The organism is Paracandidimonas lactea, assembly GCF_021653995.1.
In the GTDB taxonomy this organism is placed as follows: Bacteria; Pseudomonadota; Gammaproteobacteria; order Burkholderiales; family Burkholderiaceae_B; genus Allopusillimonas; species Allopusillimonas lactea.
In genome coordinates this window covers 263,119-286,674 of the sequence record NZ_JAJJOZ010000003.1, presented here as the reverse complement: position 1 = coordinate 286,674, position 23,556 = coordinate 263,119, and the positions used below count along the sequence as shown (strand labels likewise).

The window sequence follows — 23,556 nt, the reverse complement described above, 5'->3', positions numbered from 1 at the left end:
CCAACCGGCCCGCACGCGCGGGCCGGATCAGGACAGCGCGTCCAGCAATCGGTACCAAGCCACGCCCGCGGCCATGTACCACCGTTGCAGGCCATGCAGGGGGATCGGGCTGATGGGTGTAACGGGATACGGAAAGTCACCGGCCCGTCCCTGCCGGATGCGGCCGGCAATCATTTTGCCCATCATGGTTGCCATTGCGATGCCGCGGCCGTTATAGCCCAGGACGATACTCAGGCCAGGCGCGGGCTCATGCACATGGGGCATGAAATCCGCCGTCACTGCCAGCCTGCCCTGCCATCGGTATTCGTATTCGATGCCCTTCAGGCGCGGAAACATCAGTGTTACCGCCCGCTCGATATGCGCCCACTCGGATGCCGCATGCGGCATGTCGAACGGCCCTCGGCCGCCGAGCACCAAGCGGCCGTCTGCATCGCGCCTGAAATAAACCAACAGACGCCGCGAATCCGAGGTGACCTCCCGGCCAGGCAATATCGTGTCTTCGCTGCCGTGCAAGGGGCGTGTCGCCACCAGAAAACTCTGTGCGGCCAGGACGGTGCGCCGTAGCCCCGGCCATAAGCCATCGGTGTAGCCATTCGTTGCGATCAGAACATGCGAAGCAGTCAGGCTATGGCCACGCTCTGTTCCCACCCGCCAGCGATCCGCTGCCCTTTTGAGGCTGGTCACACGGGTGTTGCCGTGAATACGGGCCCCCTGCGCCAGCGCCGCATGCGCCAACCCCCGCGTATAGCCCAAGGGCTGCACACTCCCAGCGCGATGGTCGATCCAGCCGCCTGTGAAACGACCGCCGCCAATGCGAGCCGCCACATCTTTGCCTTCCAGTATCTCGACCGGTGCGCCCCGCCGCGCCCATTGCTCCGCCCGCTGTGTCACCGTGCGCAGCATCTGCGCCGAATGCGCCGTCTGTATCCAGCCCTTGCGCACCGGGTCACACCGCATCCGATACTTATCGATGAGGTCGAAAACCAGATCGGCCGCAGAGCCAGCCATTGCAGTCATCGCCTCACCGCGCTCGGCGCCGAACCTGCGCAGCAGTTCATCGGGGTCGTACTTCAAGCCCGGAATAACCTGGCCTCCGTTGCGGCCTGACGCACCCCAGCCTGGCTGCGCCGTTTCCAACACCGCCACATCCACGCCCTGCTCCGCCAGATGCAGCGCTGCCGACAGCCCCGTAAAGCCCGCGCCCACGATCACCACATCGGCCTGCCCACTATCGGCAAGCGCGGGCGTATCCGGCGCGGCGCAGGCGGTAGCCTGCCAAAGGGATGGCGGAAAAGGCCGATCCGAATACGCTTGCTTCATGAGATTCCCTGGGCGTAGCCCCTGCTGAAAGGATCCGCGGCGGCATAGGCCACGCCACCGTCCAGTACTGCGATAATTGGGCGCGCCAGCTCGTAGCCGTAGCCTTCATGCTGCTCAGACACCAGGGCGGCGTTTCCGTATTGGCTGCGCAGAGGCAAAATGGCCTGCTCCAAGCGTTCAGACGCCAGCAGCGTATTGCCGCTGGCGTCGATGCGCGGCGCCTGCAGGGCCTCATCCGGTGTCATGCCGCGTTCAACGAGGTTGAGCACAACCTGTACCACAGCGTTGATGATTCGCCGTCCGCCAGGTGCGCCAACAGCCGCCAGCGGCCGCCCTCCGCGCATCAGCAGCACCGGCCCCATGTTCGCAAGCGGCCGCTTGCCGCCCTCGATGCTATTGGCGGCGCCCTGCCGTGCGTTGAACCAGCCCATGGCAGCATCGAAAAGCAGGCCTGTGCGTTCGCAGACCACCTTGGCGCCGCAGTGGTTAGCGGCGGTATGCGTAATGGCAACACACATGCCCGACGTATCGGCTACCGAGATATGCGTGGTACCCGCAGGCGGTGTGGTGGCGCCTTCCGGCGACCACACCACCCCATCGCGGCCACAGTCGTCGTACCGCCAGGGATCATGGGCAGGCTTACGAGCGAAATAATTCCAGGGCATTTCGCCGCTGCCCGCACTGCGCGGCGGCACGGCACCGGCACGAATCAACGCCGCCAGCTCCCGTGCATAGGCATCGGACAACAGCGCTGCCTCGGGCACCGGTACGAAATCTGGATCACCCAGCCAATGGTAGCGATCGGCAAAAGCATGCCAGCTTGCCTGCGCTAACATATCAAGCCGCCCGGTTTCGTCGCCGCCGCGTGGCACTTCGGGGAACAAAGCTTGCCAAGTGTTGAGTATCTGCAGTTCAGTCAGCGCACCGCAGGGGGCGCAGGGCGCCAGGACTTCGCAATCGCGCAGACGCAGACGCCGCGGGCTTGCGATCACCGGGTTCACTGCCAGCAGATCTTCGCGCGCAAGAATGCCGCCGCGTTCCCGATGCGATTGCAGAAACGCGTCGCCCAGCTCGCCCCCATAGAACGCTGCGGCACCCTGCTCGGCGATCTGTTCCAGGGTTTTTCCCAGCGCCGCCTGGCGGATGAGTGCGGGCACACCCAGCGTGGCGCGCCCGAGGTGGGCGCTGGCGGGGGGCAGGCCTCCCGGCAAGAACAAGGCAGCAGCGCCTGGGTCGCGCCGGAGCACATCGATATGTTCAAGTGCTTCCAGCGCAAAGTAGGAGTCGGCCGCGAAACCGTCGAATGCAGCTGCGATCGCGGGGCCCATTACCGTCTTCAGCGGCAGCTTGCCGAAGCAATCATGCGCGCGGATCAAGCCAGCTATTGTGGCGGGCACGCCCGCCGAACGAGCGCCCTGGATGTTCTCATCGCCCACCACCACCGACACACCCAGACCGAGGTCCACCACACGATTCTCATCGATCGTGAACATACCGGGGCGGGCAGCCATTGGAGCGCGCGGGCCGAACTCAACGCTGTGCGCGGCGCCGTCCGGCAGCCCGACCAGTAGAAACCCCGAGCCTGCCAGCGTGGTTTCCATAGGCTCGATGACGCCGGCGACAAACGCTGCCGCCACCGCCGCATCCATAGCGTTTCCACCCGCTGCCAGCATGCCAGCGGCTGCGGCCGCACTGAGCTCTCGCGCGGTGGCAATTGCGCCCCGCGTGCCGTACGCGGCGGTTCTTGTGATGACTTGCCTGGATTTCATCCGCCCCTCTTCATCATCGGCCACCTGCGCCAGCAAGCACGGACAGCCACGGTTTCAGTACAAGGCAGGCGTCGTCGCCCAAATGACCTCGCAGTCGCTGTCGCCGATCGCCCAGAAACGGTATTGCTCGCTTGCCTTGAACGCAAACGAATCGAATTGTTTGATGACGTACTCGTGACCGTTCACCTCCAGCCCCAGGCAGCCTGCCAGAACGGTACCGCACTTGGCGCCGGTGGGGTGCTGGGCCGGACTGTTGCCCGACTTGCCACCGGGATGAATGACAAACCGCATCAGTTGGATGCCATTGACCGCATCGGGAGAGAGAATCTCCTTGATCATGCCGCCAGCGCCCAAATCCATACGCCGGCGCTGCGACAGCCTTACCACAATGGATTCGGCCGCCGCACCTATACCGGACTGATTGCGGTCAAACAGCCACGACACCGGCATCGCCAACGCCTGGCAGACCTGATTCAATGAGCGCAGCGAAGGTGTGGATACACCGCGCTCGATCTGGCTGAGCAGGCCAATGGACAGACCCGCCTTACCCGCGACATCCTTGAGCGACATGCGCTTCACCTTGCGCCGTTGGCGCAACTTCTGGCCGATGCTTTCTGTCCATGTCATATCCATGTATGCGGCATCCACATCGCTTCCGTGCATGTCTTCGCGCCGCGAGGTACCTTCATTTTTGTAGGCAGTCACCCACATCCTCCTTTCCGCTACAGGCTACTTTACGATGCTACTGCATCATGGATGGCAGAACGAGGGATATCCACGGGAATGCCACCAGGATGGCAAGCGTCAGCAAGTCTGTCACCACAAACCAGCCAACCCCCTTGAATATCGTCGTCAGGCTGACCAAGTTGCCCAAGGCGCTCTTGGTCACATAGACATTCAGGCCGACGGGCGGCGTCACCAGCCCCAGTTCGAGCAGCTTCACGAGGATAATGCCGAACCAGATCAAATCCATGCCGGACTCGCGCGCCAGCGGCAGCACAATCGGCAGCGTGAGCAGCAACAGGCCAATCGAATCAAGAAAGCAACCCAGGATCAGATATAGCGCGGCCACCGCCAGCACCACCGCCAACTGGCTGCTGCCAAAATCCATGAACCATGTAGTGATAAACGTGGGCACGCCGCTCAGCACCATAAAACGGCCCAACAGCACGGTGCCGATCACCACCATGAAAATGCCCGCCGTGCCGCCCAGCGTGAGCACCACGGATTTGCGCAGGTTCTCCCACGTGAGCGAACGCCGAACAATAGCGAGAACGATCGAGAGCGCCGCACCAACCGCACCGGCCTCGGTCGGCGTGAACACTCCCACGAAAATGCCAACCAGCACGCCTATGATGAGGACCGGCAGCGGCCATACATTCTTGATTGCTGCAACCTTTTGAGCCCGCGTGAAGCGCTCCCCGACTGGCGGCGCCAGCGAAGGCTTGAGTTTGACGCGGATGATGATCATGAACGCGAACATCAGTGCCGACACCAGGCCGGGGAGGAAGCCGGCCATGAATATCTTGGCCACCGAGACCTCGGCCACATAGCCATACAGAATCATCAGAATACTAGGTGGAATCAGCGAACCCAACGTACCCGCCGATGCAATGACCCCGCTCGCCAGGCCCGGGTCATAGCGATAGCGCAGCATCTCTGGTGTGGCTATGCGCGCAAATGCAGCCGACACCGCTACGCTTGAGCCCGAGGCGGCGGAGAGCAAACCACAGGCTCCTACACTGGCCACCGCCAGGCCACCTGGCAGACGCGACAGAAAAATGCGCGCCGCCTCGAACAGCCCCTTGGACAACCCCGTCGAGCCCGCGACGTAGCCCATGAGCAGAAACATGGGAATGGCCGTGAGGTTCCAGTCGCCCACGAAGTTGAACGGTACCGCCGTCACCATGCCCCAGGCGGCCTTCATGTTAAGGATCGCCGCAATGCCGATGAAGGACACCGATCCCAGCGCCACCCCGATCGGGACTCTGAGGCCCACCAATATCAGCCCTGCCGTCAGGCCGATAAAACCAATCGTCACATTATCCATGCTTGTTATCCGTGCTTGTTTCTTCGCGGAGTCTCAGCGTCTGGACGCCTCAGCGTCTCAGATGCCTTCTGCTTCAGGGCTTTCCGGCACAGGCTCGAAATCCGGATCGACGATGGTCTTCCAGATATGCAGCAGCAGGACCAGCACGATGGCCAGGAAACCGATCGGCAGCGAGAACTTGGACGGCCAGACCAGTACATAGACCGAACCCATGATCACCTCGTTGATCTCGTAGGAACTGATCGCATCAAGCAGAGTTTGCCAACCCAGCACGCCAAAAAACGCCACCGAGACCAGCGAGCCGAACACATAGATGATGCGCTGCGCCTTGCGCGGCATCAGCCGCACAAAGAGATCTGCGTTGATATGCTCGTGGCGCAACTCTACATAGGCCAGCGGCAGGAACACCACAAGGACCATGTGATAGGCGGAAATAATCTCCAGGTTTCCTTCGATGGGCGCGCCGGCGAAATTATTGAGCACGACATCCGTGACCGTCTGCAGCATCATCAGCATGAGACTGACGCCCGCAATGAATGTCAGCGCACAGGCAAAACCCCGGACCACTTTTTCGATGCGATACATACGCGCTCCTCAGCCGTAAAGGGCTTTCGATGCCTTCTCCGACACGTAGCCATGGCGAATGTCGTAATCAATATCCGCGCGCTTGCGCTCTTCCGGCGGACCATACCCACCGCCACCCGCTGTATAGATGGTTACCACATCGCCCTTGCGCAACTGCCTGCTGTCCTTGCTGCCAATCGGAATGATCTTGCCGTCGCGCAGGATTTCGCCCGATCCCGGGCTGCCATCTTTGCCCCCAAACAAGCCGTAGGGTGCGACGCGAAAGCGGTCGGCATACATGGCGAAGTTGACGTCATCCTTCAGTATCTCGAAACTGCGATAGAACCCCAGGCCGCCACGGTGCCGCCCGCCACCCGCCGAATCCTGCCGCAGGCCGTAGCCGATGATGCGAAAGTGATCGAAGTCCATGTCCGTCGCCTCGACCGGCGTATTGGTGCAGTTGGACAACGGCGAATCCACCGCGTCACAGCCATCAGTGCGCGGCGATGCACCAAATCCACCGCCATACACCTCCAGGTACACCTTGTATTTACCGCCTTCCTGGCGCGACAGCGACGTGACCAGCGTGGCATCGTTGCCACCCGCAATCACGCGATCAGGCGCCACGTGTGCCAGTGCCTTGAGCACCGCGTTGAAGCAGCGATAGCCCGCCTCCATGCGCGCGCGCACCGGCGCCGGATAATTGGGATTGACGAGTGAGCCCTTGGGCGCGCGAATGCGCACCGGCCGCTTCAAGCCTTCGTTGAATGGGATATCGGGGCTGGTCAGCGCCGACTTTACCGCCGACAACGCGGCCGAGATGGTGGACGAGAACGGGCAATTCAGATTTCGTGAGACCTGTGGGCATGTGCCGTCGAAGTCGATGTCTATACTGTCGCCCTCAACCTTCACCGTAACCTTGACCACCAGCGGTTCATCGGTGATGCCGTCGTCATCGACCGCATCTTCGCCGTAATACACACCATCGGCCAGCTGCGACAGCGCCTTCCTGAAACGGCGCTCGGAATAATCAACAAGCTCGGTCATGGCGGCTTGAAGGGCTTGTGAACCGTACTTGCGGCACAATTGGCGCATGCGTTCGGCGCCCACGGAATTAGCGGCGAACTGTGCATCAAAGTCGCCGATGGTTTGGCCCGGCACTCGGATATTGGCGGCCACCAAGCGTTTGAGCGGGCCTCGCCCTTCCCAGTCGCGCGCATGGTTGTAGCGTGTGGGCGGAAAGATCAGGCCCTCCGCGTGCACATCCACCGCTTCGGTCGTCAGCCCGGGGTTTCCGCCACCCAGATCGAGGTGGTGCGCCACGGTGCCTGCGAAGCCAATCAGCTCGCCTTCGTGGAAGATCGGCGAGTAAATAAACACGTCTTGCAGATGCTGGCCGCCCGAATAGGGATCGTTGGTGATGTAGAAATCCCCGTCCTGCAAAGTTTCCACTGGATCGGCCGCGGCGCAGGCCCGGAATATCTCTGACATTGGCCCGAGCTGCATGGGGATAAGCTCAGCCTGCGCCACCACATTGCCATGGCGGTCGAACAGCGCAGCGGAGGCGTCGGCGGCCTCGCGGATGATTGTGGAGTAGGCGGAACGAATCAGCTTGACGCCCATTTCCCGCGCGGCCGCGATCAGCCCCTGGCTGATCACCGCATAATCCACAGGGTTGAGCGTCGACAACTCGAGGCTCGATGAATTGACGGTATCAGGCATTTTCTTCTCTCACGAGGGTCAATATCATATTGTCATTGGCATCGCGGCGCGCCTGCCAACCCGAAGGCACCAGCAAGGTTGAGGTTGAATCTTCCAGCAGTGCAGGGCCGCACAATTGCTCGTCGAGCTTCATGGCCGAACGGCTGATCAGCGTGGCCTGGCGCCATTGGCCACGGTCAAAAAGTTCAATTGTTCGAGGCTCAGTAAAGTGAGCCTCGGATTCCTGCAACTGCGGCACCGATTTCAGCGGCGCGGTCAGGCCCAGCCTGAACGACACGTACTCGATCGGTTTGTCGTCGTCCGCACCAAAAAAATACAGCTTCTGGTGCATGGCACCGAACAGATCGCGCAGGCGCTTTCCATCGAGCGCAGCCATCTCACTGCTCATCAGCTCGACTGGAACCTCGAACGCCTGGCCCACAAAGCGCATGTCTGCCACAAAGCTGAGGATAAGCTCGCCTTCAAGCGACATATCGCGCGCGCGGGCAATGGCGCGCTCGCTCATTTCTTTGAACGTCGCGCGGATCACATCACCCGCGCCATCGTCCACCAATCCGCGGCGGGTAAGACTTTCGAATTGGATGAAATCGCTGGCCAGCAACCCATAGGCGGAGATCACACCCGAATTGGGCGGCACGACAATGGTCTCAACGCCCAGGTCTTCGGCCACCTGGGCCGCATGCAGCGGGCCCGCACCGCCAAAGGGCACCAGCACATTGTCGCGCGGATCAAGCCCGCGCTCGGTGGAGATCACCTGAATCGCACGCACGATATTGGCATTGGATATCTGGATCGCGCTATCGGCCGCCTGCTCGAGCGTCATCCCGAAATGATCGGCCACTTTCTTGAGCGCCACGCGCGCGCGCTCTACATCGATGGGCATGCGCCCACCCAGAAAGGTCTCGGGCAGAATACTGCGACGCACCACGTGGGCGTCGGTGACGGTGGGCTGCTCCCCGCCTTTGCCGTAGCAAGCCGGGCCCGGCACCGCGCCGGCGGATTTTGGCCCCACACGCAGCATGCCACCTTCATCGATCCAGATAATGCTTCCGCCGCCCGCTCCGACGGTGTTGATGTCGAGAATGGGGATGCGAACAGGCAGGCCGTCCAGAGAGAACTCGTTGGTGAGTTGTGGCTTGCCATCGACCACCACACAGACATCGGTGGACGTGCCGCCCATATCAAGCGTGATCAGATTACGATAGCCAGAACGCGCTACCTGGCGCGCGGCGCCCATGACCCCCGCAGCGGGGCCCGAAAGCAGCGCCGTGATGGCATTGGCCCGCATCGCACTGGCCGGCAGTTTGCCGCCATTGGACTGCATGACGCTGAACCGGCCCTTGAAGCCCGCGGCCTCCAGGCGCTCCATGAAGCGCGTGATGTAGCGATCCATCACCGGCTGCACATAAGCCGACAGGCTGGTTGTGCAGGCGCGTTCGTACTCCCGGAATTCGCGTGTGATGTCCGATGAGATCGCGACAAATAAATCAGGCAGTCGCTGCTGGATAAGGTCGCGCAGCGCCAGTTCGTGCGCCGGGTTGATGTACGCGTTGAGCAGGCAAATTGCAACAGCTTGGTAGCCGCCGTCGCGCAAGGCGGGAATCAGCGCCTGCGCCACGGCCTCGGTGTCCAGTGCTTGCCGCACACTCCCGTCGGCGAGAATGCGCTCTGCCACTTCGTAGCTGTCGGCGCGCTCTACCACTGGCTCGGGCTTCTGATATTCCAGATCGTAGATATTGCGTCGGCCATGCCGTTGCAGCGACAGGATATCTCGAAACCCTTGGGTGGTTACGAAGGCGGTCAGAAACCCCTTGCGCTCCAGCACCGCATTGGTGGCCACGGTTGAGCCGTGTGCAAGATCGCGCACCTGATCGAGCGCGATGCCGCTGGCTATCAGGCCATTGAACGCCCCTTCGTCGGGGCTGGCGGGCGTGCTGGGAACTTTCAGCACGGTAATGCCCGCTTCGCCTATGGCCACCAAATCGGTAAACGTTCCACCAACTTCCACACCGATACGCATTTTCTACACCTTTTCCCTGTATATCCCTTCCATCCAGCAGCCATCCAGCAGCCATCCATCAACTATTCGCGGTCTTTCCACCAGCCGACAGTGATCCGCCCATGGACTATTTGCCGTAGGTTTTCGCGTCGATCTTGTTATAAAGATTGGTCTTGAGCAGCGTCGTCAGCGCCTTGGCGTCGTTGCGATCCACGCCCTCGAAGAGCTTGTCCCACTTGGCCAAGGTGGCCTCAAAGCGTGACACCAAACCTTCGGGATCCTTGAGCTTGAAGCGCTCCTTGCCCTCCTTGATAGCCATGGCGCGCGCATGCGAGGAGAACGACGTGATGGACGCCGCAAGAGCCGCAGTGGGCTCGACGATCGTCACGTTATGAGCCGCTGCCTCTTTCTTCGCCTGTTCACCCGCCTCGATATATTTAAGCTCCGTCTCAACCGTCGACTCGGCGATCGTGTCGAGCAGAATACGGCGCTGCGCATCGGTCAGTTTGTTCCAGCTATTGCGATTCATGGCCCATTCCCAACCCGCGAAATAAGGGCCGAGATTGGCGGTGTTCAGATTCTTGGCCACATCCCACAGCGAGCGGGTCTTCAGTTCATTGGCACCCATCAGCGCGCAATTGAGCTGGCCTTTGTCCAGACCCGTGAACATCTCACTGGACGGCACGTTGACCGGCACCGCGCCAACCGATTTGCTCCATTCCGCATGCACGGGCCCCGGTGTACGCAGCTTCAGGCCCTTCAGGTCACCAATATCGGCCACCTTGCGGTTGCAAATCAGGTTGTATGGCACGCTGGCGTACGCACCCAGGAAGACGATCTTCTGGCGCTTCCACAGCGCCTGCATGTCGGGGTCGTTCATGTAGAAGTCAGCCACGGCAAACGTGGTCAGCATCGGATCGCTCAGGCCGATGGCCAGGATCGCCAACACGTTGTCTTCGGGCAGGTCTGACGGCGTGTAGGTGCCGGCATGATAGGTGATGTCGGCAATGCCGTCGCGCAGGCCGCTCAGGTGCGCCACGACAGGCAGCAGGGTGGTGTCCGTGAAGACATTGATTTTCAGATCACCGTTTGACGCCTTATCGACCTTCTTGGCCCATTCCATATAGCCATAGCGCGTCAACGGCTGGCTTTCGGGGAACCAGATGCTGGCGTTGAGTTCGGTTTTGGCGACGGCTGCCTGCGCACAGCCGAGTGCAGCGGCCAGGGCGACAGTGGACCAGAGCTTTTGAATGCGCATGATCAATCCTCCATGTGGTGCGGCCGCATCGATCGTGGTGCGGCAACCCGTTAATGAAATCCAGCTCGCAACTCACCTTCGCCGCGCGCTCGGTACGGCGCGCTCCACATCCGGATCGGTCTGCGGCGAAAATAATTTTCGTTAAATAATTTCAATGGAAGTTTAATTACGGCTGGATTTTTTCCACATAGGTGAAATCCCGCACCTCTAGCGTCGCCGACACAGTACTCGTTCCATGTCCACGGCGAGCATTTCATACAGCCATGGGCAAGGCCAGCCGCATAGGCGCTCGCGCAAACACGAGCGCCTATGCGACCGGCTGTTTGAGCGCAACAGGAAGGAGGGAACGGTGACAGCCCCGCATCAGCGCAGTGCCGCGCAATACCAAGGTGCGACGCCAACGCGCCCGCTGCGCAGCGGGCGAGGACACGATGGGGCAACAAGCAAACGCTGGTATTGATGCCGGCGCGGCGCTGCGGCAGTGCGGCTCAGCGCCCCTGCCAAACCGGCGGGCGCTTCTGGATGAAAGCGTCGATGCCCTCGGCAACGTCGTCGGCCATCATGTTGCCAGCCATGACCTTGCCGGCGTAATCGTAGGCCTGGGGCAGCGCCATGGCGTGTTGGGTGCGGTACATGGCTTTACCGGTGCGTACGGCCACCGGGCTCTTGGCGCAGATCACCTCGACCAGACGGGCGATTTCAGCATCCAGCTGCTCCGCCGGAACGGCGCGATTGATAAGGCCGCTTTGCGCGGCATCGTCGGCGCTGATGAACTCGCCCGTGACGAGCATTTCGAAGGCCTTCTTGAGTGGCACATTGCGAGTGAGTGCAACGGCTGGGGTCGAGCAGAACAGGCCAACATTAATGCCTGAGACGGCGAACTTCGCGGCATCCGCAGCAATAGCCAAGTCGCAGGATGCGACCAGTTGACAACCCGCCGCCGTAGCGGTGCCGTGGACACGGGCGATGACGGGTACAGGCAGGTTGACGATGCGCTGCATCACGCCCCCACACTGGGCGAACAGTGTTTGGTAATAGCCCTGGTCCGGGTTGGCGCGCATTTGCTTCAGGTCATGCCCGGCACAGAAAGCTCGGCCGTTGGCGGCCAGAATCACGCAGCGCACCTGGTCGTTGGCGGCAATATCATCCAGGGCTTGCTCGAGCGCAGCCAGCATCTCTTCGGACAAGGCATTGAACTGCTGCGGGCGATTGAGCGTCAGCGTGACGACGCCTTGCGTGACGGACATCAGCACGGGTGCGGGGTCGGCGCCATCAACGCCACCGACCACAGGCGCCGGGGTTGATACCGTGTGAGCTGCGGACGCTGTCGCGGGGTTGCGTGCCGACTCCGCGGCAGCGGAGGAGTGGCGTGCATTGCTGTCTGGCATTGGGGCCTCCTTTTCATGGCCATGGCGTGGGGCATGCACACATGGCTGCCCCGCACCGCATGGGTGATACGCGACATGCTTGCCCACGCGCTCCGCCAAGCCGGCCAGCACCGGACAAGCCCTTAACTCAGTTGTAATGCTTGTATGAATCCGGTTTTACCACGACTCGCCCATCGGACGGCCTCTTCACCCATCAAGCGGTGTGGCCACCAACCAAAGCGGCATGTGCCGCCTTCATGCGGGCGTTGAAGGCGACCGCCAGCCGATTGGCCAGTTGATTGCCTACGTCTTCGAGCCCCATGGACACCCCATGACTACGCATATCCACGGTTTCCAGGCCCTCGTAGCCACAGGGATTGATACCCAGAAAAGGCGAGAGATCCATATCGACGTTAAGCGCCAGGCCGTGGTAAGTGCAACCATTGCGCACCTTGATGCCCAAGGCGGCGATCTTGGCCAGCTCGCCCCCCTCGCCCGGCACGTAGACACCCGGCGCACCAGCTTTGCGGCAGGCGCCCGGCACACCGGCGCTGTCGAGATAAGCGATCAACACATCTTCGAGCAGGGCGACATACTCTTTGACGAACAGACCATGGCGGCGCAGGTCGACCAGGCAATATGCCACCACTTGCCCGGGCCCGTGGTATGTGACTTGGCCGCCGCGATCAGTATGCACGACATCGATGCTACCGGCATTGAGCACATGGACGGGCTTACCCGCCTGCCCCAGCGTGTAGACTGGCTCATGCTCGACCAGCCAGATCTGGTCTGGCGTATCGGCATCGCGCCGCTCGGTGAAATCGCGCATGGCCTCCCAAACCGGCAGATAGGCGCTGGGCCGCGGCAGCCATTTCACTTCGATCATGTTCAGCCGTTCTCCTGCCGCATACACCGCGTGCGAAAGCACCACGGGTTGAGCCTGCGCTGTGCGCGGCGCATCGGCCTCTGGCGCGGGCCGCTGCGCCAAGGCTTGCCGCTTATAGGACCATGGCCACCATTTCATGCCCATGCAGCGCGCGATAGAGCGCGTCCAGCTGTTCGCGCGAGGTGGCGCGTACGATAAATGTGAGGCCAATGTAGGTACCATTGCGGCTGGGCCGCATTTCAACAGTTGCGGCATCAAAGCCGGGATCGAATTGGAGCACGAGCTCAGTCATGACCTGGGCGAAATCCGGGTGCGACTTGCCCATTACCTTGATGGGGAAGTCGCTGGGATATTCGATCAGGGATTCTTCGGGCGGAATTTCTCGCATTGTATTCACCCTTGGCAATAAACAGGGCACAGGCTCATGATAGCGCGGCAATGGCGCGATCGTAGCCCGCCCGCAGCGCGGCAAAAACCTTGCCCGGCTTGCCCGCGCCCTCGCCCGTACCCACCGGCCTGCCCTCGAAGCGGGTGATCGGCAAGATCTCTTTCGTTGCCGACGTCAGCAGCAATTCGTCCGCCGCATCCACCTCGGCACGGGAAATGGGCCTGGCCTCGAACGGCACACCCGCTTCGGCGGCAAGCGTTTCCATAAGGCCGTAGCGTATGCCTTCCAAAATCAGATTGTTGCGAGGCGGCGCCAGCAGTGTGCCGTTCTTTACTACCCAGATATTGCACGACGCCCCTTCGGTGAGGAAGCCATCGCGGAACTGCAACACCTCGTCTACCCCGGCATCCACCGCCTGCTGCTTGGCTAGCACGTTGCCCAGCAGCGATACCGATTTGATGTCGCAATGCAGCCAGCGGATGTCGGGAATGGCCACCGCCGACATACCCTGCGCGCGCAGTTCGGCCGATGGGCGCTTGAATGGCGACACCATGGCGAACACCGTGGGCACAGCCTGTTTCGGAAAGGCGTGATCGCGCCGGGCCACACCGCGCGTCACCTGGATATACACCATGCAGTCGCCCAAGCTGCTGCGCTCGATCAATTGCTGCACCAGGGATTCCCACCACGCGCGCGTGTGCTCAAGCGGAATGCGGATTGCCGCCAGGCTGCGCGACAAGCGCGCCAAGTGGCCATCCATGCGAAATGGCTTGCCCTGATATACCGGCACCACTTCATATATGCCGTCGCCAAAAATAAACCCGCGATCCAATACGGATACGCGGGCGTCTCCCAGGCGCACGAACTCGCCATTCAGATAGGCAATGCTGTCGTTATCGACATCGGGAATCATAGTGTGTAGCCCTGAAATGTAATCCAGGCCGGCATCGCCGACCTGGCCGAAAAATGATTGATAAACAAGCGGTTTGCCGACGGCCCGCAGGTTGGGCGCCCCGTGCTGCCGCTTACTGGAACATCAACCGAACCTTGTCGTACAGCCGGCTGAACAGCCCTGCCTGCGGCACATCGGCCAGCACCTGCAGGGGTTCCTGGCGCAGCACCTTGCCGTCGAGAGTGAGGGAGACCACACCCACCTTTGCGCCTTGCGACAGCGGCGCAATCAGCGGCTGCGTGTACTGCGCCACCGGCTTGATCTCTTGCCCCTTTCCGCGCGGCACAGTCACCCAGGTTGCCGTGGGCGTACCCAGGCCAACGGTCTCGGCGGTGCCTTCCCAGACACGGGCCGTGACGGCGGGCTTGTCGGCATCGAGCAGCTTGACCGTATCGAAGTTCTGGAAGCTCCAGTTGAGCAGTTTCAGGCTGCTTTCGGAGCGGGCGGCGTCGCTGGGCGCGCCGACGACCACCGATACCACCCGGCGGCCGTCGCGCAACGCCGTAGACACCAGGCAATAGCCCGCGGACGCCGTATGGCCGGTTTTCAGGCCATCGACCGTCGAGTCTGTCCAGAGCAGGCGGTTGCGGTTGGGTTGTTTGATGTTGTTGTAGGTGAATTCTTTCTGGCTGTAATAGTGCATGTACTGCGGGAAGCGCTGGATGAGGTTGCGCGCGAGGATCGCAATGTCGTGCACCGTCGTCAGGTGGGCCGGATCGGGCAGGCCTGGTGCATTGGTGAAGTGCGTGTCCTTCAGGCCCTGGCGCGCGGCTTCGTCGTTCATCAGTGCCACAAAAGCGCCTTCGCTGCCCGCCACCGCTTCGGCCAGCGCCACAGTGGCATCGTTGCCCGATTGCACGATAAAGCCCTGCAACAGGTCATCCACCGACACCTGGGAACCCACCTTGATGAACATGCGCGAGCCTTCGGTCTTCCAGGCCTTTTCGGACACGTGCACCTTCTGATCCAGCGTCAGGCGCTTTTTCTCGAGCGCATCGAAAATCACGTAGGCCGCCATGATCTTGGTGAGCGATGCGGGCTCGATCTTGGTGTCGGCCTGCTGCGCCGCGATGATCTGGCCGCTGTTCGCGTCCAGCGTCAGCCAGGCTGACGCATTGACTGATGGCGGCGGCACAGTTGCCAGATCGCCCACCGTAGCCACGCCGGGCACAGCGGGCGCGGCACTGGACGCCTGCGCAGGCGCTGTTTGGGGGGCGGCCGACTGCGCGCCCACGTACATGGGCGACAGGGCAATGGCTGCGGCGAGCGCAAGTTGCGTGAGCCGGACGGAGGAGCGGGTAGAGCGAACAGTCATCGGAGATAGTGTGGTTGTATGTGTTGGGTAAACATCATGAGGGACAAGGGCAGGCGGTAAAAGTTCGGCATCAGGTGCACCGGATATCACAGCGCCTGCAGCCTTTGCTGCAGCAGATTCTTCAGGATGATCAGCTTGCCATGGAAAAAATGGCTAGCGTCGGGCACCACCACCATGGGCAGGTCGTGCTCGCGGGCAAACGACATGGCCTCGTCGAGGGGCACGACTTCGTCTGCCTCGCCGTGCACCAGCATGGTATGTGCCGGCACCCGCACATCGCGGAACCTGAACCGCTCGACTGCGGAACCGAACAATAATAGCGCATCGGGCACGGGCTGTTCAGCGTCGGCCCGCGCCGAATAGAACTGTGCCGCCACCGAAGTGCCGAACGAAAAGCCTGCCAACACCCACTTGCCCGCGGCCTCGGCGGGATACGCGGCAGCGAACTGTTCGGCCAGGCCGAGCATATCGGCTGTTTCGCCACGGGCGGCATCGAACGCACCCGCCGACGCCCCCACGCCGCGAAAGTTTGGGCGCACCGCCAACAGGCCGCGCTGCACACAGGCGCGCGCAATCGTGGTAACGATTTTGTTGTTGCTGGAGCCGCCATGCAGCGGGTGGGGATGCAGCACCAGCGCCCAGCCCTGCGGCGTGCCATCGGGCCAATCGAGGATACAGTCGATGGGGCCGGCCTGGCCTTCGAAGCTGCGGGTTTGCGTACGTAGCGCCATGGAGGAATACAGTTAGGTGTTTGCGACCCCGGCCATTTTACGCCACACAGGCAACGCTTCCGTTAACATGCCACTTACATGCAAAACGCGCCCGCAACCATGCGATATACATGGCGCCTGCATGCCATATATCGTGTGCCGCACTGTGTAACATTCATGGATACTTCGCTGCCTCCCGCCTTGCCCGACCCTGCAACCCTCCAGCACCAGATCGCCGCAGCGCTGCCTCCTGCGTGGCAGGTAAGGTGGGTGGACTCAACCAGCTCCACCAACGCCGACCTATTGGCGCTGGCCCGCAGCGACCATGGCCAGCTCGCACGGCCTTGGATCCTTGGCGCGCATCTACAGGAGCGCGGGCGCGGGCGGGCGGGCCGCAGCTGGCAGAATCGCGCCGGCGCCAACCTGATGTTCTCCTGTGCGTTCGACGTTTTCCTGCCGCCGCGCCGCCTGCCCACCCTCTCGCCGCTCGTCGGGCTGGCTGCCTGCGAAGCCATGCGCGCATTGCTGGCGCCTGCGCAACGCCTGAACCTCACCATGAAGTGGCCTAACGATCTGCTGTGGCATTCAGCCAAGCTGGCCGGCATCCTGGTCGAAACCACCCGTGCCGGCACCTCGCCGCAATCGCCAGACCACTATGTGGCCATCATCGGCATGGGCATCAACCTTGATGACGCGCGCGCACTGAGCCAATCACTGAATCGCAGTGTCGCCGACTGGGCCGAAATCTGCCGGGCCGACCCTGACGCCGGCCACGTCCCTTATGCCGACATCGTGGTCAGTATCGCTCGCGCCTGGTACGACAGCCTGAACTACGCCACCGCCTATGGCTTCTCCTCGCTGCCCGAACGGTATGCCCAGGTGGATGCGCTGGCAGGGCAGCATGTGCACGTCATAGACAACGACCGCATGGTGCAGGCAGGCATTGCCTGCGGCATTGACGAAAGCGGTCAACTGCGGCTGCGCACTCCGGCAGGAGAATCGCTGGTGACGGTGGGCGAGATTTCGGTTCGGCCGCGACAGGCGTATCCACAATGAAAACACTGCTCATCGATGCGGGCAACACACGCGTGAAGTTTGGCTGGGTAGACACCACCACGGGAGAACGAGAGCCCGCCGCACTCGCCATTGGCCACGACAGTCTGGCCCAGCTGGACGCATGGCTGCGCAACCTGGCGCCCGAGATCACGCGCGCAATCGGCACCAATGTCGCTGGCCAGCAAGCCGCCAATCGCATTCATGCCGCGCTGCACGCCTTGGCAGCCCCCGCGCCGCAATGGATCAGCAGCCAGGCCGAAACAGCCGGCGTGCGCAATACGTACGACCACCCCGCCCAACTGGGTGCGGATCGCTGGCTGGCCATGGTGGGCATGGTGGCCCACGCCCAGGGCACCCGGCCGCTGATGCTGGCCAACTTCGGCACTACCACCACCATCGATACCCTGGCCTACGGCGACACCGGCACGCCGGTATTTGCCGGCGGCCTCATCATGCCCGGGCCGGAGCTCATGCGCGCCAGCCTGAAAGCGGCCACGGCCAATCTACCCCTGGCAGAGGGGCCGGCCGCGGCGTTTCCTCAGCATACGCACCAAGCCATCAGCAGCGGCATCGCAGCGGCACAAACGGGCGCACTCCTGCGCCAATGGCGCGAGGGGCTGGCCCGCTATGGGCAGGCGCCGCAGGTGTTCTGCAGTGGAGGGGGATGGCATCTGGTGGAACCCGAGGCCGCGCGTGTGCTGGCGCGTGCGCAGGCGGACATGGGCTTGGAAGTCGAAGAAATCAACTGGCTGGCCACACCGGTACTGGATGGCCTGGCGCGGCTGGCGGCCAGCGGGGCCTGAGAAGCCGGCGGCGGCATGGCTCCCGCAGCATTGCAGCCATGACACAGCAACCGACACATTGCGCAGCCGCGGCTACCACGGGGAATTGCGCATGCGCCTCGGTGCCGCCTAGCGTGCCTGCGTAACGGGCAACGGCGTGCCGATGGCGATGGTGTGCTGCTGGCGTTCTGTCAGGCGGCGGCTCTGGCGCCCCTCTTCGCTGGGCGGGGGCCCGAACAGGCCTTCGCCATAAGCGGCGACGCCCAGATTCGCCAGCACGAGAAGTAAAAACAGAAAACGCATGACAGGAAAGAAACGATGCGACAAAGTGGGGGCAGTATAGCGCCGCTCACTTTGCCAGGCCCAGGCATGATACTTGCGGTTGCATTCGTGAGGTTGCATTCGTACGGCTGGATTCGTGCGGCTGCATTCGTGCGGCTGCGCTCCTTAAGCGTCACGACAGTTTAATATCTCTCTTTTCCATTGATGCGGTGCCGCAAGGCGCCGACACCCACCGATGAAGCCAATTCGCAAAGCCGTTTTTCCCGTTGCAGGCTTGGGCACCCGATTTCTGCCCGCCACCAAAGCCATGCCCAAGGAAATGCTCCCTATCGTCGATAAGCCGCTGATCCAGTATGCCGTCGAAGAAGCGATTGCGGCCGGGATTACCGACCTCATTTTCATTACGGGCCGTAACAAGCGCGCGATTGAAGACCACTTCGACAACGTGCCCGAGCTCGAAGCAGAGCTGGAAGCCAAAAGCAAGACCAAACTGCTGGAAATCGTGCGCAATGTAATCCCCGCGCATGTGAACTGCATCTATACACGCCAGCCCGCGCCGCTGGGCCTGGGCCACGCGGTACTATGCGCCGCGCCTATCGTCGGCAACGAGCCGTTCGCAGTACTGCTGGCCGATGACCTGATCGATGCGCCGGTCTCCGTTACCCATCAGTTGGTCGACGCTGCGCACCGGCACAATGGCAGTGTATTGGCCATCCAAGACGTACCGCACGAAGAAACCCAGAAATACGGCATCATTTCGGGCGAAGCAGCCGACGAACGCACCACGCGGCTTTCGGGCATCGTCGAAAAGCCCCAGCCTGCCGACGCACCGTCCACCCTGGCCGTAGTAGGCCGCTACGTGCTGGAACCCGAAATCTTCAAGCACCTGCGTCATACCAAGAGCGGTGTAGGCGGCGAAATCCAATTAACGGACGGCATCGCCAGCCTGCTCAAGGCCAAAGCGGTGTATGGCCTGCGGTACGATGGCATCCGCTACGACTGCGGCAGCAAAGATGGGTTCTTTCGCGCCACGATCGAGTTTGGTCGCAAGTACCACGGGCTGGAGCCCTGAACTGCGGCGGCCTCAGCCCTGCGGCCGGCCGTTGGCGAGTTCGTGCAAGCCAGACACCACGCGCGCGACTGCGCCCGTATGCTGGCGTACCCAATGCTCGCCGGCCTCGCCCATGCGGGCCAGGCGCGGGGCATCGTCGATAAGCTGCAGGGAGAGCTGCAGCGCGGCTTCGGCGTTGGGCACGCGCAGGGCGGCACCCGCATCCAGCGCATCGACCACCGCCTGCTCGAAATTACGGGTGTGCGGGCCTACGATAACCGGTGTGCCCTGGGCGCACGCTTCGATCAGGTTTTGCCCGCCCAATGGCTGAAAGCTGCCGGCCACCACAGCCACGTGTGCCAGCGCGTAATACCAGGGCATTTCACCCAACGTATCACCCAGCAGCACCGAGGCAGTGGCGCATGCGTTCAGCGCAGTAGAGCTGGCATCGCCGGCGGCGAGCAACTCGGAGCGGCGCACAAAATTCAGCCCTGCCTGCGAAAGCAGTGCAGCAGCTTCATCAAAACGCTGCGGGTGACGCGGCGCAATGCAAAACAGTACCTGTTCGGACAAGTTGCGGCCTTGTGTTTTGGCGCGCTTCATATGCTTGAGAATAGCGTTGATGAACAGCGGCTCTTCGCCCTCGCGCGTGCTGGCCACCAAGATGACCTTGCGGTGCAGCCGCGCGGCAAACTCGCGGCCGCGCGCGATTTTGTCGAGTGGCAGCGAAATGTCGAACTTGAAATTACCCGATACCCGGGCGCCCGGCGCCCCCGCCTGTTCAAGCCGCTGGGCGTCCTGCAGCGTCTGGGCGTAGACGGCGTCGAAAGTGGCATAGGCGCGGCGCATCACGCTGCCCAGACGCAGGCTCTGGCGCAAGGCGTGGTCCGAGAACCGCGCGCTGGCCAGCATCATGGGGACGCCGGCGTGCTCGGCTGCATGCAGCAGGTTGGGCCAGACCTCCCGCTCTATGAGTATGCCGGCACGCGGCCGGTAGCAAGCAATGAAACGCCGGGTGGCTCCAGGAAAATCGTAAGGCAGCCATTGCTGCACGAGCCGGCCTTCGGCAATGGGGCCGGCAAACAGGCGCGCGCCTTCTTCACGGCCCGTTACCGTCATGTGCGTAAGCAGCACACGCTCACCGCTGTCGAGCAGCGCTTGCACCAGCGGCTGCGCGGCCCGTGTTTCACCCAGGCTGACGGCATGCACCCACACTGGCGCCTGCAGCAACGGGGCCTTGCCGTAATGGCCGAAACGCGCGCCCGACACCACCCCCCAGTCGCCGCCCGCGCGGCGGGCACGCATCGCCATCCAGGCCAGCAGGCCTGGCGACAGCAGCCGTATGAGTGCAGTGTAGAGATAGCGGTTCAAGACTGACCCCACCCCGTCAAGGGAAAGATTGTATGTTACGACGGGTTGCACCCCGCCCGTGCCCGGCATTCGACGGACGGATGATGCGCTCAGGCATCCAGCCGCCCGCCCGGCAAATCGGCATGCGCCGTATCGTCGAAATCGAGCGCCTGCGCTATGGCGCTGAGCACGGTTTCGGCGGAAGGCTCGCTGCCGCGCTCGCCCAGGCTGGCCGTATAGGCCGGGCCTTCGAGTGGCGTGCGCACCGGCGTGGATGCCTTGTAGATGCCGATGGTGGGCCGGCCCAGGCCCGCCGACAGATGTGTAAGGCCGCTATCAAGGCCAACCATGATACGGGCGGCAGCCAGCACCCGGGCCACCTCGGTGAGCGACATGCGTGGCAACACTTCTGCCTGCGCGTCGCCTGCCACCAGGCTGATCGCGCGCGCGGTTTCGGCGGCGTTGCCGGACAAGAGTTTCAGGCTTAGCCCGCAATCGTGCAGGGAGGTAAAGACGCGCTTCCAGTTGGCCTCGGGCCAGAGCTTGTCGTCGCGGCTGGCCGAGGGCATGATCACCGCATAGGGCTGGATGGCGATGCCTTCGGTGAAACCGTCCAGGCCGAAATCGGGCTCGCCCTCGTACTGGTAGCCCAACGCGGCGGCGGCCAATTCGCGCTGCCGGGTTACGGCAGGTTGCCAGAACTTGACAGTATGTTTGACATCGTAGAAGAAAGAAGCGAGCGGTTCGCGCGCGGAGCGGAAATCCAGCCCATGGCGCTGGCCATGGGTTTGCCGGACCAACCAGACGGACTTCATCAAGGCCTGCATGTCCAGCACAATATCGTATCTGCGGGCGCCGAGGTTCTGGCGCAGCGCGAGGCGCTCTGCCCGAGTATCCGCTGCCCACCAGTGCTTGCGCCAGCGGCGATGCGCCACAGGTATAACCTCGTGCACAGCCGGGTGCCACGCGGGGATTTCGGCAAAGCCCTCTTCGACGACCCAGTCGATCTGCGCGCCCGGTACATGGCGTGCGATATCGGACACTGCGGGCAGCATGTGTACGAGATCGCCCAGCGAAGACGTGCGGACTATGAGAATGCGTTTCGTCATGCGCGGATTATAAGTTACGCATTGCGCCGCCGCCATTCGATCAGCCCAATGGTAATGCCGCTCAGGCAGACAATGCCGATGCCGACCCAGGACAGCCCGTCTGGAAACTGGCGCCAGATCAGCCAGCCGTATGTGGAAGCGCTGACGATCTGAAAGTACATGAACGGCGACAGCAGCGAGGCCGGCGCCCGGCGATAGGCAAGAATCTGCAGCAGATGGCCCAGGCAGCCCCAGAGCCCTGTGCCCACCAACACGAGCCAGTGCAGCGGCCCCAACTGGCTGAAGGTGGCCCAGACATCTTGCCAATAAAACGGCAGCGCCAGCAGCAACACGACGCTACCTACGCCTCCGCTCCACACCAGCGTGGTATAGGGATCGTCGACCGCCACGCGCCGCGTGGCAATAAACTGGGCCGACATCACACAGGCCGTCAGCAGGCCAAACAACGTGCCCACCGGGTCCAGCCCCGCACCGGGGCGAACCACCAACATCACACCCAGAAAGCCAACACCGGCGGCCACCCAGCGCGACACCCGCGCCGGCTCGTTTAGTACCCATGGCGCCAGGGCCAGCACAATCAGGGGCGCCAGGAAATTGATGGCGGTCGCCTCGGCCTGCGGCAAGTAATGCAGGGTCGTGAAGAAGGACATGGTGGCGACCAGCATGGCGGCGCCCCGAAACGCCTGCGCGCCGGGCCGCGAGCATTGCACCACGGCCCAGCCACGCCTGGGGACCAACAGGAACAGCACCAGCGCCAGATGCACGACATACCGGACCAGGCATAGCACCAGCAATGGCACACCCGCCCCCATGACATACTTGCCGCTGGCGTCCAGCCCCGACAACGCCCACATCGACGCCAACAGCAACAGCACACCGGCCAGCGGCTGCACCGCGCCACTGACCAGGGTGCCGGTGCCCTTTACCGTGTGCGGAGCCATGGCTGCCCCCCGGTGCGTGACGACACGGCGGCCAGGCAGCGGCAGCCCTCGCTCCGGCGTGATCGGATCAGGTACGGCATGTCAAGGCCTGGAAGCGGCATCAAAGCGCTTTGAGCGCAGTCTTGTAGTATGCGGCGCGTTCGGCATAGCCGCTGGCGTTTTTCTTGAGGCCAGCCACGTCTTCGTCGGACAGCGTGCGTACCACCTTGGCAGGCGCGCCAAGGATCAACGAACGCGGCGGAAAGACCTTGCCTTCGGTAACCACCGCGCCCGCGCCGACCAGGCTTTCAGCGCCGATCACGGCCTTGTTGAGCACCACGGCCTGGATGCCGACCAGCGCGCCGTCTTCGATCGTACAGCCATGCAACATGGCCTGATGGCCGATGGTGACGCCTTTGCCGATAGTAAGCGGGCAGCCCGGGTCGGTGTGTAGCACCGCACCCTCCTGCACGTTAGAGCCCTCGCCCACGACAATAGGCTCGTTGTCACCGCGTATGACCGCGCCAGGCCAGACACTGCTGCGCGGATGCAGTACCGCGCTGCCGATGATAGTGGCTTCTTTCGCCACGAAAGCGGAGTCATCAATATTGGGGGCGCGATCGCCGAGTTGATAGCAGGTCATGTCTCTTTGTCGTCGGATAAGCGGGATATCCCGTATGCAGGGGATGATACACCGGCCGCGTAC

General features: G+C 62.6%; 22 protein-coding genes. 3 read left to right on the top strand and 19 right to left on the bottom strand.

Annotated elements, in window-relative coordinates; genetic code table 11:
* Positions 1 to 27: 27 nt before the first annotated feature.
* The 14 genes from LOL23_RS08175 to LOL23_RS08110 all read right to left on the bottom strand — a co-directional run bounded on the left by LOL23_RS08175 (position 28) and on the right by LOL23_RS08110 (position 16,321).
* Positions 28 to 1,320 carry an NAD(P)/FAD-dependent oxidoreductase gene (locus tag LOL23_RS08175; protein ID WP_160980284.1) on the bottom strand — a complete coding sequence of 431 codons (1,293 nt, stop codon included), beginning with the start codon at positions 1,318 to 1,320 and terminating at the stop codon, positions 28 to 30.
* Positions 1,317 to 3,089 (bottom strand): gamma-glutamyltransferase, encoded by a 1,773-nt coding sequence (locus LOL23_RS08170; RefSeq protein WP_160980282.1) that lies wholly within the window; start codon positions 3,087 to 3,089, stop codon positions 1,317 to 1,319. The genes LOL23_RS08175 and LOL23_RS08170 overlap by 4 nt, the downstream gene beginning before the upstream one ends.
* 54 nt (positions 3,090 to 3,143) lie before the next feature.
* A complete protein-coding gene (locus tag LOL23_RS08165) occupies positions 3,144 to 3,794 on the bottom strand; it encodes a helix-turn-helix domain-containing protein (RefSeq protein WP_202411747.1) in 651 nt (216 codons plus the stop codon).
* A gap of 37 nt (positions 3,795 to 3,831) precedes the next feature.
* Complete coding sequence (locus LOL23_RS08160; protein ID WP_160980280.1) at positions 3,832 to 5,139, bottom strand: TRAP transporter large permease; 1,308 nt, start codon at positions 5,137 to 5,139, stop codon at positions 3,832 to 3,834.
* Between the two features lie 57 nt (positions 5,140 to 5,196).
* Complete coding sequence (locus tag LOL23_RS08155; RefSeq protein WP_160980278.1) at positions 5,197 to 5,724, bottom strand: TRAP transporter small permease; 528 nt, start codon at positions 5,722 to 5,724, stop codon at positions 5,197 to 5,199.
* Between the two features lie 9 nt (positions 5,725 to 5,733).
* Entirely contained in the window at positions 5,734 to 7,425 is a 1,692-nt protein-coding gene (locus LOL23_RS08150) for a hydantoinase B/oxoprolinase family protein (protein ID WP_237173451.1), read from the bottom strand.
* A complete protein-coding gene (locus LOL23_RS08145; protein ID WP_160980274.1) occupies positions 7,418 to 9,445 on the bottom strand; it encodes a hydantoinase/oxoprolinase family protein in 2,028 nt (675 codons plus the stop codon). Before LOL23_RS08145 ends, LOL23_RS08150 begins: the two co-directional genes overlap by 8 nt.
* Positions 9,446 to 9,551: 106 nt before the next feature.
* On the bottom strand, positions 9,552 to 10,682 hold the full coding sequence (locus tag LOL23_RS08140) for a C4-dicarboxylate TRAP transporter substrate-binding protein (RefSeq protein WP_160980272.1): 1,131 nt from the start codon (positions 10,680 to 10,682) through the stop codon (positions 9,552 to 9,554).
* A gap of 488 nt (positions 10,683 to 11,170) precedes the next feature.
* Complete coding sequence (locus LOL23_RS08135) at positions 11,171 to 11,929, bottom strand: enoyl-CoA hydratase (RefSeq protein ID WP_160980637.1); 759 nt, start codon at positions 11,927 to 11,929, stop codon at positions 11,171 to 11,173.
* Between the two features lie 334 nt (positions 11,930 to 12,263).
* Positions 12,264 to 12,935, bottom strand: coding sequence for a lipoyl(octanoyl) transferase LipB (gene lipB / locus LOL23_RS08130; RefSeq protein ID WP_160980635.1), 672 nt, complete (start codon positions 12,933 to 12,935; stop codon positions 12,264 to 12,266).
* Positions 12,936 to 13,047: 112 nt separating this feature from the next.
* Positions 13,048 to 13,323, bottom strand: coding sequence for a DUF493 family protein (locus tag LOL23_RS08125; RefSeq protein WP_160980270.1), 276 nt, complete (start codon positions 13,321 to 13,323; stop codon positions 13,048 to 13,050).
* Between the two features lie 34 nt (positions 13,324 to 13,357).
* Positions 13,358 to 14,236, bottom strand: a complete 879-nt coding sequence (locus tag LOL23_RS08120; protein ID WP_160980268.1) for a D-amino acid aminotransferase — start codon at positions 14,234 to 14,236, stop codon at positions 13,358 to 13,360.
* 112 nt (positions 14,237 to 14,348) lie between these two features.
* Complete coding sequence (locus tag LOL23_RS08115) at positions 14,349 to 15,590, bottom strand: D-alanyl-D-alanine carboxypeptidase family protein (RefSeq protein WP_160980266.1); 1,242 nt, start codon at positions 15,588 to 15,590, stop codon at positions 14,349 to 14,351.
* Between the two features lie 86 nt (positions 15,591 to 15,676).
* Positions 15,677 to 16,321, bottom strand: coding sequence for an alpha/beta hydrolase (locus LOL23_RS08110; RefSeq protein WP_160980264.1), 645 nt, complete (start codon positions 16,319 to 16,321; stop codon positions 15,677 to 15,679).
* Positions 16,322 to 16,477: 156 nt separating this feature from the next.
* Here LOL23_RS08110 and LOL23_RS08105 point away from each other — a divergent pair, with 156 nt between their 5' ends.
* Positions 16,478 to 17,356 (top strand): biotin--[acetyl-CoA-carboxylase] ligase, encoded by an 879-nt coding sequence (locus LOL23_RS08105; RefSeq protein ID WP_160980262.1) that lies wholly within the window; start codon positions 16,478 to 16,480, stop codon positions 17,354 to 17,356.
* Positions 17,353 to 18,159 (top strand): type III pantothenate kinase, encoded by an 807-nt coding sequence (locus tag LOL23_RS08100; protein WP_160980260.1) that lies wholly within the window; start codon positions 17,353 to 17,355, stop codon positions 18,157 to 18,159. Before LOL23_RS08105 ends, LOL23_RS08100 begins: the two co-directional genes overlap by 4 nt.
* Before the next feature lie 108 nt (positions 18,160 to 18,267).
* Here LOL23_RS08100 and LOL23_RS08095 read toward each other — a convergent pair whose 3' ends face one another.
* Entirely contained in the window at positions 18,268 to 18,540 is a 273-nt protein-coding gene (locus LOL23_RS08095) for a hypothetical protein (RefSeq protein ID WP_237173504.1), read from the bottom strand.
* A 115-nt stretch (positions 18,541 to 18,655) separates the two neighbouring features.
* Between LOL23_RS08095 and galU the strand changes: the two genes are divergently transcribed.
* The gene (galU, locus tag LOL23_RS08090; RefSeq protein ID WP_160980258.1) at positions 18,656 to 19,492 is read left to right on the top strand and encodes a UTP--glucose-1-phosphate uridylyltransferase GalU; all 837 of its coding nucleotides are present in this window, start codon (positions 18,656 to 18,658) and stop codon (positions 19,490 to 19,492) included.
* Between the two features lie 12 nt (positions 19,493 to 19,504).
* Here galU and LOL23_RS08085 read toward each other — a convergent pair whose 3' ends face one another.
* The 4 genes from LOL23_RS08085 to LOL23_RS08070 form a co-directional block, all read right to left on the bottom strand.
* Complete coding sequence (locus tag LOL23_RS08085; RefSeq protein ID WP_237173450.1) at positions 19,505 to 20,842, bottom strand: 3-deoxy-D-manno-octulosonic acid transferase; 1,338 nt, start codon at positions 20,840 to 20,842, stop codon at positions 19,505 to 19,507.
* A gap of 89 nt (positions 20,843 to 20,931) precedes the next feature.
* Complete coding sequence (gene waaC / locus LOL23_RS08080) at positions 20,932 to 21,930, bottom strand: lipopolysaccharide heptosyltransferase I (RefSeq protein ID WP_160980254.1); 999 nt, start codon at positions 21,928 to 21,930, stop codon at positions 20,932 to 20,934.
* Between the two features lie 14 nt (positions 21,931 to 21,944).
* Entirely contained in the window at positions 21,945 to 22,871 is a 927-nt protein-coding gene (locus LOL23_RS08075; RefSeq protein WP_160980252.1) for a DMT family transporter, read from the bottom strand.
* A gap of 100 nt (positions 22,872 to 22,971) precedes the next feature.
* Positions 22,972 to 23,493, bottom strand: coding sequence for a gamma carbonic anhydrase family protein (locus LOL23_RS08070; protein WP_160980250.1), 522 nt, complete (start codon positions 23,491 to 23,493; stop codon positions 22,972 to 22,974).
* Positions 23,494 to 23,556: the final 63 nt, after the last annotated feature.

Coding starts and splice junctions, on each gene's coding strand:
- LOL23_RS08115 (WP_160980266.1), bottom strand. CDS start 15,590: ATGACTGTTCGCTCTACCCGCTCCTCCGTCCGGCTCACGCAACTTGCG.
- LOL23_RS08175 (WP_160980284.1), bottom strand. CDS start 1,320: ATGAAGCAAGCGTATTCGGATCGGCCTTTTCCGCCATCCCTTTGGCAG.
- LOL23_RS08070 (WP_160980250.1), bottom strand. CDS start 23,493: ATGACCTGCTATCAACTCGGCGATCGCGCCCCCAATATTGATGACTCC.
- LOL23_RS08075 (WP_160980252.1), bottom strand. CDS start 22,871: ATGGCTCCGCACACGGTAAAGGGCACCGGCACCCTGGTCAGTGGCGCG.
- LOL23_RS08120 (WP_160980268.1), bottom strand. CDS start 14,236: ATGATTCCCGATGTCGATAACGACAGCATTGCCTATCTGAATGGCGAG.
- LOL23_RS08160 (WP_160980280.1), bottom strand. CDS start 5,139: ATGGATAATGTGACGATTGGTTTTATCGGCCTGACGGCAGGGCTGATA.
- LOL23_RS08135 (WP_160980637.1), bottom strand. CDS start 11,929: ATGTCCGTCACGCAAGGCGTCGTCACGCTGACGCTCAATCGCCCGCAG.
- LOL23_RS08155 (WP_160980278.1), bottom strand. CDS start 5,724: ATGTATCGCATCGAAAAAGTGGTCCGGGGTTTTGCCTGTGCGCTGACA.
- LOL23_RS08145 (WP_160980274.1), bottom strand. CDS start 9,445: ATGCGTATCGGTGTGGAAGTTGGTGGAACGTTTACCGATTTGGTGGCC.
- waaC (WP_160980254.1), bottom strand. CDS start 21,930: ATGACGAAACGCATTCTCATAGTCCGCACGTCTTCGCTGGGCGATCTC.
- LOL23_RS08105 (WP_160980262.1), top strand. CDS start 16,478: ATGGATACTTCGCTGCCTCCCGCCTTGCCCGACCCTGCAACCCTCCAG.
- LOL23_RS08170 (WP_160980282.1), bottom strand. CDS start 3,089: ATGAAATCCAGGCAAGTCATCACAAGAACCGCCGCGTACGGCACGCGG.
- LOL23_RS08140 (WP_160980272.1), bottom strand. CDS start 10,682: ATGCGCATTCAAAAGCTCTGGTCCACTGTCGCCCTGGCCGCTGCACTC.
- galU (WP_160980258.1), top strand. CDS start 18,656: ATGAAGCCAATTCGCAAAGCCGTTTTTCCCGTTGCAGGCTTGGGCACC.
- lipB (WP_160980635.1), bottom strand. CDS start 12,935: ATGATCGAAGTGAAATGGCTGCCGCGGCCCAGCGCCTATCTGCCGGTT.
- LOL23_RS08150 (WP_237173451.1), bottom strand. CDS start 7,425: ATGCCTGATACCGTCAATTCATCGAGCCTCGAGTTGTCGACGCTCAAC.
- LOL23_RS08125 (WP_160980270.1), bottom strand. CDS start 13,323: ATGCGAGAAATTCCGCCCGAAGAATCCCTGATCGAATATCCCAGCGAC.
- LOL23_RS08100 (WP_160980260.1), top strand. CDS start 17,353: ATGAAAACACTGCTCATCGATGCGGGCAACACACGCGTGAAGTTTGGC.
- LOL23_RS08110 (WP_160980264.1), bottom strand. CDS start 16,321: ATGGCGCTACGTACGCAAACCCGCAGCTTCGAAGGCCAGGCCGGCCCC.
- LOL23_RS08095 (WP_237173504.1), bottom strand. CDS start 18,540: ATGCAACCTCACGAATGCAACCGCAAGTATCATGCCTGGGCCTGGCAA.